Origin of the sequence: Ichthyobacterium seriolicida, from assembly GCF_002369955.1 — a bacterium.
Taxonomy (GTDB): domain Bacteria; phylum Bacteroidota; class Bacteroidia; order Flavobacteriales; family Ichthyobacteriaceae; genus Ichthyobacterium; species Ichthyobacterium seriolicida.
In genome coordinates, this window is record NZ_AP014564.1 from 838,813 (window position 1) to 853,765 (window position 14,953).

Genomic DNA, 14,953 nt, shown 5'->3' on the forward strand with positions numbered 1-14,953 from the left:
TNTTAGAAGTGATAGCGGCTTTAGTTGCGCTCCTTTTTACCAATTAGTAGATGATTTTGATTTACTATATGTGACAGGCATAGCGAGCAATGAAGTTTTAAAAAGAAAGGTATCTTGGTCAAAAAATGCTGTAAAAAAAATGTATTTAGATCAGGGAGAGAAGCACCAACATTTTATGAGTTTTACGTACAAAGCCAAGAGTTGGCACAAGCCTCAACAGTGCTATTCTAAAGTTGAGAGTACAGGATTAGGGATGAACATAAGGCATTTTTCTAGTAATCTTCCCCAAAAGGATGCTAGAGAAATTTACTTTGACTTTTATGTGAAAAGAGGTGATTCAAGTGAAAATAGAATAAAAGAAGTTAAAAATATGTGTTTTTCTGATCGTTTGTCAAATCATAGTTTTCTTGCTAATTTTTTTCGACTTATGANGAGTAGTCTTGCCTATGAAATGTTTTTATTACTGAAACAGAAGATAAAGAAAACAAGATTTGAAGTAGCAAAAAAATGGTTAATCAGTTCGATTAGAACCTATCTTCTCAAGGTAGGAGCAACGATTAAAATTACCAAAAGGCGAATCTATTATCAGCTATCTAAATCTTTTGTTTACAAGGGTTTATTTCGGGAAATTATTACCCAGTAACGGTTGTTTATTTGTGAAATGAACAACCTTGGGATAGTTACGCCTTGTCGTTAAAAAACCATGTAAAAACACTAAAAAAGAGCATTGTCATCCTAAAAAAAGGTGCAAAAAAACGACAAAGAAGATGAGTTCTCTTCGATTAGTAAAAAAGTTAAGGAAAAAATATCACGTCTAATCTATTTTAGTATGACTATGAATAATGCGGGTTAATGGAATTGAGAATTTTTGGGGACTATGTAAAGTTCGATTATCCAGGTTTAGAGGAGTCCATAAGCACAAGTTTTATTATCATCTAAAAGAGTGTGAATTGAGGTTTAATTATCGAAATGAAAATTTGTATTTTTGTATGTTAAAATGGATAAGAAAAAATCCCCTTAAGTTGTCTTGAACCAAAAAAAATATTAACCAAATTGGAATATTCTAGCAATAGTATACTCATAATAATGAATTAAGTCTTAACCTAAAAATCTGACTATAAGCGTTTTATCTTACTCAAAAACCATTTGCTTTAAAAGAGTTTAAATAAGGGATTTAATTGTCGCAATGAAATTTTATTACATTGGCCTGCTCAAATTGGTAAGAGAGCTTCTCTCTTTGAAGTTGTTCTGAATTAAAAAAATCACTGTAAAAAAATCTTTTTTTTATTCTCATTAAAAGGAAAGTAAAATGTAGCAGCTAAATACCAAGAATTAAAAAACCGCCTCATTTCATTAATGAGGCGGTTTCTTTTTATATGGATACTGTTTATCGACCTAATTATTAAGTTAATCTTCTAGATAGACTTAACAGTAGAATCTTATTATTCTTTTTTGTTGTTTTCGTCTCCTGCTGCTTCATCTTCTTCTACTCCTGCTGCTTGATCTTCTTCATCTTCTCCTCCTTCTTCTACTGCTGCTGCTTCTTCTCCTTCTTGGTCACCTTCTTCTTCTTGATTATCTTCTACTCTTTCTTCTGCTTCTTCTGCTTCTGCTGCTTCTTCGTTTTCTGCTTCTTCTGCTTCTTCGTTTTCTGCTTCTTCTGCTTCTTCTGCTTCTTCTGCTTCTTCGTTTTCTACTCCTTCTTCTGCTTCTGCTGCTTCTTCGTTTTCTACTCCTTCTTCTGCTTCTTCTCCTTCTTCTTTGCTTTTACTTTCGTCTTCATTAACAGCACCCTCATCAACAGCACCCTCATCAGTAGCAGGTTGAGCTTCTTCTTCAGAAGGAGAATCAGTACTAGTTATGCCAGTCTTAGTAGACTGATCAATATCCGAATTGCTAATCTTAGATTCGTTTTCTTCCTTGCTAATTGCCTCTTTACCACAAGAGTAAAAAAAAGATATAAAAAAAATCCCTAAAATGATTTTACTCAAAAATGTTTTCATAATTGTAATTTTTAAAAATTAAAAAAAAGTCATCTTATTGATGACACCGTATAATTTGCAAAATAGATATAATGATTTAAAAAATAAACTTGTGCTATAGCGATTTTTAAATGCCATGCAAACTTATAAAAAATATTTCGAATAAAATAGAGTATTACGTATTTTATTTAAAAAGAAATTTATCTAAAACTTTTTTCATTAAACAGTGTAATCTTTATTTCTCCCTTTGTTTATTGTAAAATAATAAATCAGCAAGCTCTTAATTGAGACTAGAGTCTTTAGAGATTGTGTATTTATTTTAATAATAGATTTTTAATCATCTATTTATCTCAATATAATATGAAATCAAAAATTTTACTTTTTTCTTTATTTGTTTTTCAAATAGCTTTATTTAACTCTTGTAGAAAAGATGGACAAATAAACGGGGAGTTATCAAATATCATGTTTATAACTTCTTTAAGGTTTGAAACTGATAACAGTGAAGATCTAGAATGAGAAGATGTAAAAATCACTTTCGAGTTCTACTAAGGCATCTATGATTGACACTATCGCTTAAAGTGACACTATCCCTTAAAGTGTGTAAAGTTTATATTTAGGATAAAAAAAAACTAGATATTTAAAAAAAACAATTAAAACTTTATACAAATGAAAAAAGAAGATTTATTAAAAGATGAATTCTTAAAGCAATTCAAAACAGGAGAAGATCTGCTATCATTTCTAAAAGATATTCAGAGACGAGGTATTGAAAAGATTCTAGACACTATCCTGAAAAGTGTGTAAAGTTTATATTTAGGATAAAAAAAAACTAGATATTTAAAAAAACAATTAAAACTTTATACAAATGAAAAAAGAAGATTTATTAAAAGATGAATTCTTAAAGCAATTCAAAACAGGAGAAGATCTGCTATCATTTCTAAAAGACATTCAGAGACGAGGTATTGAAAAGATTCTAGAAGGGGAATTAGATTCACATTTGGATTATTCTAAATATGAGCAATCAAAGAATACAAATTTCCACAATGGCTATTCTACAAAAAATGTTAGGACATCATTAGGAGAGAGCAAAATTAAAGTTCCAAGAGATAGAGATTCCTCTTTTAATCCTATGTTAATCCCTAAACGCAAGAATATGGCAGAAGGATTAGAAAATATAATCATCAGTTTTTATGCCAAGGGGATGAGTAACTCAGACATAGAGGATCAAATACAAGAGTTATACAATTTTGATATTTCTACATCTACCATATCCCGTATCACAGATAGAGTGACAAATGATATCATAGCCTGGCAAAATAGACCTCTAGAGCCTGTATATTTGATAGTTTGGATGGATGATATAGTATTTAAAGTTAGGGAGAATTCCAAAGTGATCAACAAGAGTATGTACATCGCTATTGGCCTTGGTAGAGATAGGAAAAAAGAAGTATTAGGCTTATGGTTAGGGAAGAATGAATCCTCTGCCTTTTGGATGAACGTATTAACGGATTTAAAGGCTAGAGGAGTTGAGGATATACTTATCACAGCTACGGATAATTTAAATGGCTTTACCCAAACTATAAAAAATGTATTTCCTGAATCCACAACACAAATATGTGTAGTACATCAAATCAGGAATTCAAGCAGATATGTAGTATGTAAGGATAAAAAGACGTTTTTTAATGACATGAAATCAATATACAATTCCCCTACTAAACAATCAGCTGAGGCTGCCCTAAATGACTTTGCAAAAACATGGGAATCTAAGTATTCCTATGCTGTTAAAAGCTAGCGAGATAACTGGGAGAAATTGTCTGCTTTTTATGAGTTTCCCGTAGAAATCAGGAAAATTATTTACACGACCAACTTGATTGAAAACCTCAATGGAAAAATCAGAAAATATACCAAAAACAAATTGTCATTCCCAACTGATGATGCTGTTATGAAATCTACTTTTTTAGCCCTGAGGGAGGCTACAAAAAAATGGTCCAAACCCATACCAAATTGGGAAATAATCCTGAATCAATTTTTAACTATTTTTGACGAAAGAGTTCGACTATGAATAAAAACAAAAAAATATGTCATTTTTTATTTACACACTTTAAGGGGTAGTGTCCGCTAAATACCAAAAATTAAAAAGCCGTCTCATTAATAAAATGAGACGGCTTCTTTTTATATGGATGCTGTTTATCAGCCCAATTATTAAGCCAATCTTCTAGATAGACTGACCATCAGAATCTTCTTCTTTTTCTTCTTTTACATCGCCTTTTCCCACTATTTCTTCTTTGCTTTTATTTTCGTCTCTATTAACAGCATTCTCGTTATCTTCGTCTTCATTAACAACACTCTCATCAGCAGCAGGTTGAGCTTCTCCTCCTTCTACTTCTTTTTTTTCATCTTCTCCTCCTTCTCCTTGGTCACCTTCTTTTTCTTGGTTATCTTCTCCTCCTTCTCCTTGGTCACCTTCTTTTTCTTGGTTATCTTCTTCTCCTACTACTTTATCTTCTACTTCATCATCTTCTGCTGCTTCATCTTCTGCTGCTTCATCTTCTGCTGCTTCATCTTCTCCTGCTACTTTATCTTCTCCTTCTCCTTCTCCTTCTCCTTCTGCTACTTCTCCTTCTTCTTGGTCACCTTCTTTTACTTCTTCTCCTTCTTGGTCACCTTCTTCCTTGCTATTACTTTCGTCTTCATTATTAACAGCATTCTCATCTTCAGCAGGTTCGACTCCTTCTTCAGAAGAAGAATCGGTACTAGTTACGTCAGTATCAGTAGGATTATCAGTATCCGAACTACTAATCTTAGATTCGTTTTTTTCCTTGCTAATTGCCTCTTTACCACAAGAGTAAGAAAAAGATATAAAAAAGATCCCTAAAATGATTTTACTCAAAAATGTTTTCATAATTGTAATTTTTAAAAATTAAAAAAAAGTCATCTTATTGATGACACCGTATAATTTGCAAAATAGATATAATGATTTAAAAAATAAACTTGTGCTATAGCGATTTTTAAATGCCATGCAAACTTATAAAAAATATTTCGAATAAAATAGAGTATTACGTATTTTATTTAAAAAGAAATTTATCTAAAACTTTTTTCATTAAACAGTGTAATCTTTATTTCTCCCTTTGTTTATTGTAAAATAATAAATCAGCAAGCTCTTAATTGAGACTAGAGTCTTTAGAGATTGTGTATTTATTTTAATAATAGATTTTTAATCATCTATTTATCTCAATATAATATGAAATCAAAAATTTTACTTTTTTCTTTATTTGTTTTTCAAATAGCTTTATTTAACTCTTGTAGAAAAGATGGACAAATAAACGGGGAGTTATCAAATATCATGTCTATAACTTCTTTAAGGTTTGAAACTGATAACATAATAAACTCCTTTGAATCCAGGTTAATTAAGTAAATTATTAATCGAACTCAGGTTTTCAGGTTCAGCAATGGAAAATCTATTCAGCAAGCATCCTACTAAATCCAACCCTTAGGAGGACGGACTGTAAATTAAATTCTGTCTGATATCAATTTATATAATCTTTGTTGAAAAAGGTATAAACTCTGTTGGCCTTTACCTTGCCGAGAATTTGTTCCAATTCTACTAGAGATGAGTTTTTTATCTCCGATACAGATTTTAACTCTCTGAGTAGTTTCATCTTAGAATTTTGTCCTATTCCCTCTATCTGATCTAATTCGGATGAAATAGCTCTTTTGCTTCTGACATTTCTGTGATGTCTTAAGCTAAAACGATGTGCTTCATTCCTCATTTGCTGTATTACCTTAAGAGTATCAGAGTTTTTGTTTAGATATAATGGTATTGGATCATTTGGGAAAAACAATTCTTCTAATCTCTTTGCTATCCCTATTACAGACACAGAATTATGTATATCTAATTTCTTCAAACTCTTTACAGCAGCGCTCACTTGTCCTTTGCCTCCGTCTATAACAATTAGCTGAGGCATTTTGCTATCCTCGTGTAATAGTCTGCTATAGCGTCTGTATATTACCTCTTCCATAGAGGCAAAATCATCGGGGCCTAATACCGTCTTTACATTGAAATGTCTGTAATCTTTTTTAGAAGGTTTAGCGTTTTTGAAAACTACACAGGCCGAAGTAGGACTATTGCCTTGTATATTAGAATTGTCGAAACATTCTATATGTATTGGCCTTTCACTTAATTTCAAATCCACTTTCATCTGTTCTAATATTCTGTTAGTATATCTATCTGGATCTACTATCTGTGTCTGTTTCAATTTTTCTTGCCTGAAATATCTAGCGTTTTTATAGGACAGATCCAAAACTTTTTTCTTATCCCCTAATTTAGGGACAGATATTTTTACATTATCATCACCAATATTTATTGGAAAAGGAACTAGAATATCTCTGCTGTGAGAGTGTATTTTTTGTCTCATTTCTGTGATTCCAATCTCTAGGAGTTCTTTGTCAGATTCTTCTAATTGTTTTTTAATTTCTAAATTTTGAGAGTATGTTATAGTTCCGTTAGAGATTTTTATAAAATTTATGTAAGCGTAGTTACTATCTGAATAGATCGTGTATACATCTATATTTTTTAGCTTAGGATTTACAATAGTAGATTTGACCTGATGGGTCTCTAAAAGATGTATTTTCTCTTTTATCTTTTGAGCTTTTTCAAATTCCATCTTTTTAGCATAATCTTTCATCATCAGCGTGAAATTTTTATGAGCTATGCTATAATTACCTCCTATTATATCCCTAATAATTTTTACATTCTCAAAATAATCTTGATTTGTCTCTAATCCGCAACAGCCTCCATTGCAGTTATCAATGTGATATTCTAAGCAAAGTTTAAAACTTTTCTTTTCTATATTTTCTCTTGTAAGTTTGTGATTACAGGTTCTAAGGGGATATAAATCTCTGATTAAATCTAAAATATTTTTTGCCATTTTAACAGAAGAATACGGTCCGTAATATTCACTTCCATCTTTTATCACTTTTCTAGTTATAAATATTCTTGGGAACTCTTCTTTTTTTATACATATCCAAGGATAGCTAGCATCGTCTTTTAGTTTTACATTGTATTTGGGTTGATATTTTTTTATCAGAGAATTTTCTAATAAAAGAGCATCTAATTCAGTTTCTACTACTATGTATTTTACATCTCGGATGTTTTTTATTAAGAGGAGTGTTTTTTTGTGATCGTGAGTTTTAGTGAAATAAGAACTCACCCTTTTCTTTATGTTTTTGGCCTTTCCTACGTAGAGCAATTCTTCTCTATTATTGAAAAATTGATATATACCCGAGAGGGCTGGTAGGGTTTTTATTATTATATCTATTTTCTCTGTGGCCACATTCTCAGTAAATAAAGCTATTTGAAATACTCAAAATATGTTAAAAATAGTTTTTTTTAAAAAAAATAATTCACTTTTTGTCAACGAGATAAATATTATTCAATATTTATTTGGGTTAAGATATTTGGGGTGTTTTTCGTCTTGTTGTTCATCAGCATTAATTCCGCTATAAATCCAGTTAGAAATAACATAGAACCCAATATCATACTAGTTAAGGAAATATAAAACCAAGGATCGTTTACAACTAAAATTGTAGGAGCTCCATGGTATATGGAACAAAGCTTTGAAGCGCCTATATAAAAAGCTCCTAAGAATCCTATAAAAAACATCAATACTCCAAAGGTCCCGAAGAAGTGCATAGGCCTTTTACCAAATTTGTGTAGCACCCATAGGGATACTAAATCTAAAAATCCATTAATAAATCTACTTGCGCCAAACTTAGTCTTTCCGTATTTCCTGGCTTGATGTTTTACTTCTTTTTCAGTTATCCTATCAAAACCTTGTAGCTTAGACAATACTGGAATGTATCTATGCATTTCTCCGTATACGTCTATGCTCTTTATGACTTCTGATTTATAGGCCTTTATTCCACAGTTAAAATCGTGAAGTTTTATGCCTGAATACAGCCTGGCAGCCCAATTAAACACTTTGCTTGGAAGAGTTTTTGTCAGAGGATCTTTTCTGTTTTTTTTCCATCCAGAAACTATATGGTATTCTCCTTCCATTACTGTTTTATATAGGTTGTAAATCTCTTCTGGATTGTCTTGTAAATCGGCATCCATAGTGATTACTACATGGCCTTTGGCTTTGGCAAAGCCCACATTTAGAGCCTGAGACTTGCCTTGGTTGAATCTAAAACGAATACCTTTGACCTCTGTGTCTTTTTTTGAAAGACTTTCTATAATATCCCAAGAATCATCTTTGCTGCCATCATCTATGAAAATTATCTCATAAGTCAACTCATGACTTCCCATAGATTCTTTAATCCAATAGTAAAGTTCTGATATAGACTCTCTTTCATTTAGAAGAGGTATAACTATGGATATATCTATATCTCTTTCCATTAATATATATGGATATTCTAGTCGTCGTTCATGGAATTCATGAACTCTTGATTGTCTTTAGATTTTTCGATCTTGTCTTTTAATGACTCCATAGCCTCTAGAGGATTCATATCGTTTAGGTATTTTCTTAAAATCCACATTCTCTGTAGAGTTTGTTTATCTAGTAGTAGATCGTCTCTTCGAGTTCCAGAAGATATTAGGTCTATGGCCGGATATATTCTTCTATTAGCTATTTTCCTATCCAATTGTAATTCCATATTACCAGTTCCCTTGAATTCTTCAAAGATTACTTCATCCATTTTAGAGCCTGTATCTACAAGGGCTGTAGCTATAATAGATAATGAGCCTCCACCTTCTATATTTCTAGCAGCTCCAAATATTCCCTTAGGTTTATGCAAGGCCTTAGAATCTACACCACCAGAGAGAATTTTTCCAGAAGCTGGAGAGACCACGTTATAAGCCCTAGCCAGTCGGGTTATAGAGTCGAGTAATATAACCACGTCATGCTTACATTCTACCATTCTCTTTGCCTTTTCTAGTACTATATTTGCTATTTTTACGTGTAGTTCAGCTGACTCATCAAATGTAGATGCTATCACTTCTGCATTTACACTTCTTTTCATATCGGTGACCTCTTCAGGTCTTTCATCTATGAGTAAAACTATTTGATATACTTCGGGGTGATTCTCAGCTATAGTATTAGCTATTTCTTTTAAAAGTATGGTTTTCCCTGTTTTAGGCTGTGCTACAATCATGGCTCTTTGTCCTTTCCCTATAGGAGAAAACATATCTATAATTCTTGTAGCAGTAGTACTTTTCTTTCCATCTAGGTTCAACTTCTCCTCTGGGAAAAGGGGAACCAAATGTTTAAAAGCTATCCTGTCTCTCACGGCATTAGGATCGCAACCATTTATCTCATTGACCTTTATAAGAGGAAAATATTTCTCTCCCTTTTTTGGAGGTCTTATAGTTCCTGTAACAGTATCTCCTGTTTTTAATCCAAATAACCTGATTTGAGACACCGATACATATACATCATCTGGAGAGTTTAAATAGTTGTAATCCGAAGAGCGTAAAAATCCATATCCACCCTCTTGCATAATCTCCAAAACTCCCTCTGTTGTCAGAGTTCCTGGGAATTCATATTCGCTTTCGCCCTTGTTATTTTTAGGATTGTATCTGCTTCTTTTTTGAGGATATCTAGATGTCTCTTGTCTGTGGTTCGTATCTATTTCCCGATCGACAGTATTCTTGCTTTCTGTTACAGTATCAGTCTCATCTGTTTTAGAGTCAGAATTATTATCTACTCTAGATTCTGAGTGATTTTTGTTTTCTATTCTCACACGGGGATTATTTTTTCTTTTTACGACAGTATGGTTATCATCTAGATTATTGTGACTTTCATTTGTATGATTTGGTTTTTCTGTCTTGATTTTTTCTAGTTTTAAATCAGAACTATTTGCCTCTGATTGAAAATCCAATATGGAATAAATAATATCTTGTTTGTTCTTTTTAGAATATTTATTTAAACCTATTTTTTTTGCAATAGCCTGCAATTCTGGAAGAGTCAACACCTCCAAGTCTTGTTTGTTAAACATATTTAGCTAAAATTATCGTACCGTATTTAAATTCACCCAGCATGAGTAGTTTAGTAGAAAACTAAACCATTTATATATACTTTTGCGTTCTGTTAGATTTTGGTAGCAAGAAAAAGACGCGCTACTCAGACAACAATACGCAAATGTATAATATTATTTTATATAAAAAATATTATTTTCTCGCTATATCCCTGTTATTAGTGCACATCATGGGGTATTTCGACTGGTGGATATCATTTTATAGCCTGAGAGTATTCCCTTTTGTTTCGGAGGTTTTAAGGATATTGTTTTTTTACATACCCTTTTCAGTTGGCGATCTGTTGGTTTTATCTCTTGTAATTTACTTGTCGTACTTATCGTTGATGTTGTTAGCGATGTTCTTAACTCGTAAGAGTGGAAAGGAAAAGCTCTTGTATAGATTATCTTTAACTCTGACTATTTGTTATGTCTCGTTCTATGTGTTATTCGGATTTAATTACAAAAAATCATTCTTAGGCCAAGGCCCCAAATATTCAAATGAGGATTTGATAAATCTCTGTCAATATCTATTAGACAAAACCGTTGAAATGCGAAGTGGAATAGAACAAGATACTCAGGGAGTGAGTGTATGTTCATCAGACATACCTGAATTATTTTCAATGGCTGAAGATAACTTTAGAATTTTAGGTGAAGTAAATTCTATATTCGATTACAAATATCAAAGTATTAAGCCTATTCTGATTCCAGAATTACACAGTTACTTAGGCAACTTGGGATATTACAATCCATTTACTGCAGAGGCTAATGTAAATACCGAAATTCCAATACAGAAATTACCTTTTGTAATTTGTCATGAAAAAGCACATCAGATAGGGATCGCTTCAGAGAGTCAAGCAAATTTTATAGGATTTAAGGCGAGTGTAGCATCTGATAATATTTTCTTTAGATATTCAGGATACCTATGCGCTCTGATATATTCTATTTCAGATTTAAAAAGAAGAGATAGAGATGAATTCGATCTTTTATATAAAAATTTAGAGCCTGGAGTGAAAAGGGACATTCAACACATAAATAATTACTTCTCTAAGTATTCAAAAAGTATATTTTCAGTGATATCTAGAAAAATTTACGATTGGTTCTTAAAGTTTAACAGCCAAAAAGAGGGGATCGAGAGTTATAATGGAGTGGTAGCCCTTTTGATAACAGATATGAAACAAGACGTGAGTATATTACAAAGATTATGAGAGTACATTTTATAGGGATAGATGAAAATATTATATGTGATTTAGCCATAGCCTTAAAAAGAGAGGGAATAGGAGTTACTGGTTCTACCGACTCTTATGATGAACTTTCAGAGTCTGTTTCATCTAGTTTAGAAAAAGAAGGAATCCTTTCGGATATCCATAATTTCAACAAAAATAATATCTCAAAGGAGATAGATTACTTAGTCTTAGCCACAGATATTAAAAGTGATAACATAGAAGTCGAACAAGCCAATATTTTAAATATCAATACATACTCCTATTGTGATTTCATATATGAATATTCTAAAAACAAAACTCGTATTGTAATAGCTGGCTCTTCTCAAAGAGCTAATATCATATCTATGATTCTACATGTTTTACAGTATAATGATATAGAAATCGATTATGTATTATCAAAGGGAGTTAAAGCAAATGTATCTCTAACTTCACACAATAATTTTATACTTATAGAAGGTGATGAGTATTTGTCGTATAATAATTCTTCCAGTATCAATGCTTATAAGCCTAATATAACTCTTTTGAGTTCCATAAATTGGGAGTATAGTGATACCTTTAAATCTTTGGAGGATTACCTAGAGCGATTTAAAGCACTTATAGATAGTATAACATATGGCGGTTGTGTAGTTTATAATAGTCAAGATAATCTGGTGAGCGGTATATGTGAATCATCTACTAACTTCATAAAAAAATTTCCATATAGAGTTCCAGAATTTTCATTTAAAAAAGGCAATTATTATATAAATACCTTCGAAGGTGAAGTGCCTTTAGGGATAAAAGATGAATTTGATTTACTAAATATAGAAGCTTCTAGGCTGATATCTAATCAGATAGGAATAAACGACAGTGACTTTTATGAAGCCATTATATATTTTACAGTTTAAAAGTAATTGAACTTACTTTAAACGAAATTTAAATTTTTTATTTTAATCATTATGTAACTTTTTACATACCACTATCGTATATTGGGTAGTGAGTGACTAAGGGTTAAATCCAAATAAATATCCTCGGCGTCAGACTGAGGAGAGTAATAAAAAAAAATAATGAGACAACTAAAAATTACAAAACAGGTAACCAATAGAGAGACAGCCTCTCTAGATAAGTACCTACAAGAAATAGGAAGGGTGAGTTTAATCACTGCTGAGGAAGAAGTAGAGTTAGCACAAAGAATAAGGGCTGGAGATGAGGCAGCTTTAGTAAAGCTAGTAAATGCTAATTTGCGTTTTGGGGTTTCAGTTGCTAAACAATATCAAAATCAAGGACTATCTCTGCCAGATTTGATTAATGAAGGTAACTTGGGACTTATAAAAGCTGCTAGGAGGTTTGATGAAACTAGAGGCTTTAAATTTATCTCTTATGCCGTGTGGTGGATTAGACAATCCATATTACAAGCACTAGCAGAGCAATCTAGAATTGTTAGACTTCCTCTAAACAAGATAGGTTCTTTAAACAAGATAAATAAAACTTATGCTGCCCTAGAGCAGCAACACGAGAGAAAACCATCTGTAAGAGAAATAAGTCTGATCTTAGACATACCAGAAGAAGATGTAGAAGCATCTATGCGTAATGCTGGGAAACACGCATCGTTAGATGCGCCTCTAGTAGAGGGAGAAGATTCTACCTTATACGACGTGTTAGGTTCAAATGAATCTCCTCTTCCAGATAATGAATTGTTATACGAATCGTTAAAAATAGAGATTAAAAGAGCTCTATCTACTCTTACAGATAGAGAGGCTAGCGTAATAGAATATTATTTTGGACTCAACGGGGAACATCCTATGACCTTAGAAGAAATCGGAGAAATACTAGAATTGACGAAAGAAAGAGTCAGACAGATAAAAGAAAAAGGAATAAGGAAATTAAAACACGTATCTAGAAGTAGAATATTAAAAAGCTATTTAGGGTAGTTTTAAAACAAAACAACAAAAAGCGCAAAGTGGTTCAAGGCAACCTCAAAGAGGTTTTTCTTGGATCCACTTCAAGCAAATAAGAATACCTATTTTCATTACAAAATGAATAATGTAAGGGTTTATACGAATATAAACTTTACACACTTTTCACGATAGTGTCTGTTGTTAATAGTGTTGCTTAAAAAGTGTGGGTGCCCTTCGTTACCAAACAATTCTATAGATGCTTCCTCTAATTTGGCTTCTGTAAATTTTGTACTCATTTTATCCTAATTATTTATGATAACATTTTATCGTAAGACCCCAGTTGTTCAGTTTCATATTTTGAGAAGCTGATATCTAATTTGTTCACTTTTTCATCATTTACAATTTTGGTTTTATCTACAATTACTTTGAAATCATTGTTTAGCCAATCTGACTGCCATAATATTGTATCATTATTAGTTACCTTTTTGCATAGGTTACTATTGTAGGTTGTATCTACATCGATTTTGAGTGTTAACCTTTGCAACCAAACATTTAGGTAGTTTGTATTAGGAAGCTGACTGAACTTGTTTTTGATTTTTGAGATTATTTCCTTGCGTTCATTTTCATTTTCAATTTTGACAATCAAAAAGCTAATAGAGCCTGTTACTAAAGGGTATAAACGAGGATTGCTGTATGCTAAATTTATTAAGATACTTATCAAAACTTCTGGATTTTGAATCTCTTTAATTACCTTTTTATCTTCATATTGTTCTTTGGGTTCTTCACGTTTTTGTAGCCAATCTAAAAAGAGTTTTACTTCCTTATAAAGTGTACCAGAATTAGGGAATTTTTGACCTAAAACATAAAGCTGTAATAACCATTTTTGTATGTTTTCAGTCTTACGCTTGTTATAAATCCAATGGATTTTATCTTGTTTTAAAGCTCCCAAAACTAAATCGTTGTTATCAATTGTTTTTTGGCTATTAACCTTGAAATTTAATTCTGATAAAACCTCTGATAATTCTTTAGCTATAAGCGAAGCGTTTTGAGGATTTGCAGTAAAAATTCTATAATCGTCACGGTATCTTATGATTTTGTAATCTGTGATGTTCTTATCAATCAATTTTTCCGTCAATTGTAAGTCTGCATAACCTAATACCATTTCAGCTATAAAATCCATTAAGACTGAACCTTGAGGTATTCCATTGGTTTGACCATTAGACATATCCTGAATGCGCCAATCAATAATATTACCTATAAAATCTTTATTTTTTCTATTCTCAGTTTTTTTAGCTTTTTCTTTGGTATGTAACGCCCAAACTATGCTATGTGTGTAAAGGGAACCATAACAGTCTGCAATATCTAAATGTAGAACGTGATTAAATTCTAAAGCTAATGTTATAGAACGTTGCTCAACTTTGTTCCACCATTCGTAGATTTGATTTTCTTTTGCTGATTTATCTTCAGTATTTAAAACAGGAATACTATGGCATTCAATTTTAGGGTTTTGTGCATAGCCTTTAAAACAGTCTGTAATGGTAGTCCAATGGTTTTCTTGAGTAATGCTATGAATAAGATTAACATAAATAGCAGGATGAATTATTTCAAATGGTCGCCAAGCAAATTTTCCGTCTTTATTGTGTAGAATCTTATAGTTTACACCTTCTGTATCTCTTACCTTTTGAGCTGATTTTATTTCCTTTAATTCTCTTCCAGACAATTTCTTGTCAAGAGTATTTAGCATCTCTTGAAAGGTTATATAATCTGGTAATTCTACAGAAAAATATTTACTCTCTTCAAGAAAGTAAGCCTTAGCTTCTGTATGGTCTAAATCTAAAACTGTTTTCATATAGTTGCATTTTCA

Annotated in this window: 12 protein-coding genes and 2 pseudogenes (1 of these 14 cut by a window edge); 8 read left to right on the forward strand and 6 right to left on the reverse strand. The window is 31.9% G+C overall.

What is annotated here, in order from left to right:
* Together JBKA6_RS03200 and JBKA6_RS03205 are read left to right on the forward strand one after the other, a co-directional pair.
* On the forward strand, positions 1-643 hold the 3' portion of the coding sequence (locus tag JBKA6_RS03200; RefSeq protein WP_157776906.1) for an IS1380 family transposase. 374 nt of this gene lie to the left of the window's left edge; the window shows 643 of its 1,017 coding nt (coding positions 375-1,017); its start codon lies off the left edge, out of view; it ends in the stop codon at positions 641-643.
* Positions 644-839: 196 nt separating this feature from the next.
* Positions 840-1,031, forward strand: a pseudogene (locus JBKA6_RS03205) (IS1595-like element ISIse1 family transposase); the annotation flags it as partial.
* A 411-nt stretch (positions 1,032-1,442) separates the two neighbouring features.
* Here the strand turns inward: JBKA6_RS03205 and JBKA6_RS07475 are convergent.
* Complete coding sequence (locus JBKA6_RS07475) at positions 1,443-2,003, reverse strand: AAA family ATPase (protein ID WP_157776907.1); 561 nt, start codon at positions 2,001-2,003, stop codon at positions 1,443-1,445.
* A 339-nt stretch (positions 2,004-2,342) separates the two neighbouring features.
* Between JBKA6_RS07475 and JBKA6_RS07480 the strand changes: the two genes are divergently transcribed.
* From JBKA6_RS07480 to JBKA6_RS03215, 3 genes and pseudogenes are all read left to right on the forward strand, one after another.
* On the forward strand, positions 2,343-2,498 hold the full coding sequence (locus JBKA6_RS07480; RefSeq protein ID WP_157776908.1) for a hypothetical protein: 156 nt from the start codon (positions 2,343-2,345) through the stop codon (positions 2,496-2,498).
* 150 nt (positions 2,499-2,648) lie between these two features.
* Positions 2,649-2,783, forward strand: a complete 135-nt coding sequence (locus JBKA6_RS07920; RefSeq protein ID WP_262490689.1) for a hypothetical protein — start codon at positions 2,649-2,651, stop codon at positions 2,781-2,783.
* Positions 2,784-2,844: 61 nt separating this feature from the next.
* Positions 2,845-4,041, forward strand: a pseudogene (locus JBKA6_RS03215) (IS256 family transposase).
* Positions 4,042-4,194: 153 nt separating this feature from the next.
* Here the strand turns inward: JBKA6_RS03215 and JBKA6_RS07485 are convergent.
* The 4 genes from JBKA6_RS07485 to rho form a co-directional block, all read right to left on the reverse strand.
* Positions 4,195-4,881, reverse strand: a complete 687-nt coding sequence (locus tag JBKA6_RS07485; protein ID WP_157776909.1) for a hypothetical protein — start codon at positions 4,879-4,881, stop codon at positions 4,195-4,197.
* Positions 4,882-5,506: 625 nt separating this feature from the next.
* Positions 5,507-7,312 carry an excinuclease ABC subunit UvrC gene (gene uvrC / locus JBKA6_RS03225; protein ID WP_096685812.1) on the reverse strand — a complete coding sequence of 602 codons (1,806 nt, stop codon included), beginning with the start codon at positions 7,310-7,312 and terminating at the stop codon, positions 5,507-5,509.
* A 95-nt stretch (positions 7,313-7,407) separates the two neighbouring features.
* Positions 7,408-8,364 carry a glycosyltransferase family 2 protein gene (locus JBKA6_RS03230; RefSeq protein WP_096687355.1) on the reverse strand — a complete coding sequence of 319 codons (957 nt, stop codon included), beginning with the start codon at positions 8,362-8,364 and terminating at the stop codon, positions 7,408-7,410.
* A 29-nt stretch (positions 8,365-8,393) separates the two neighbouring features.
* Positions 8,394-9,974: a transcription termination factor Rho gene (rho, locus tag JBKA6_RS03235; protein WP_096685813.1), complete on the reverse strand. Its 1,581-nt coding sequence runs from the start codon at positions 9,972-9,974 to the stop codon at positions 8,394-8,396.
* 143 nt (positions 9,975-10,117) lie between these two features.
* Between rho and JBKA6_RS03240 the strand changes: the two genes are divergently transcribed.
* The 3 genes from JBKA6_RS03240 to JBKA6_RS03250 all read left to right on the forward strand — a co-directional run bounded on the left by JBKA6_RS03240 (position 10,118) and on the right by JBKA6_RS03250 (position 13,122).
* On the forward strand, positions 10,118-11,197 hold the full coding sequence (locus tag JBKA6_RS03240) for a DUF3810 domain-containing protein (RefSeq protein WP_096685815.1): 1,080 nt from the start codon (positions 10,118-10,120) through the stop codon (positions 11,195-11,197).
* Positions 11,194-12,099: a Mur ligase domain-containing protein gene (locus tag JBKA6_RS03245; protein ID WP_096685817.1), complete on the forward strand. Its 906-nt coding sequence runs from the start codon at positions 11,194-11,196 to the stop codon at positions 12,097-12,099. The genes JBKA6_RS03240 and JBKA6_RS03245 overlap by 4 nt, the downstream gene beginning before the upstream one ends.
* A gap of 159 nt (positions 12,100-12,258) precedes the next feature.
* Complete coding sequence (locus tag JBKA6_RS03250; RefSeq protein WP_096685819.1) at positions 12,259-13,122, forward strand: sigma-70 family RNA polymerase sigma factor; 864 nt, start codon at positions 12,259-12,261, stop codon at positions 13,120-13,122.
* 277 nt (positions 13,123-13,399) lie between these two features.
* Here JBKA6_RS03250 and JBKA6_RS03255 read toward each other — a convergent pair whose 3' ends face one another.
* Positions 13,400-14,938, reverse strand: a complete 1,539-nt coding sequence (locus tag JBKA6_RS03255; RefSeq protein ID WP_096685821.1) for an RNA-directed DNA polymerase — start codon at positions 14,936-14,938, stop codon at positions 13,400-13,402.
* Between the last annotated feature and the right edge of the window lie 15 nt (positions 14,939-14,953).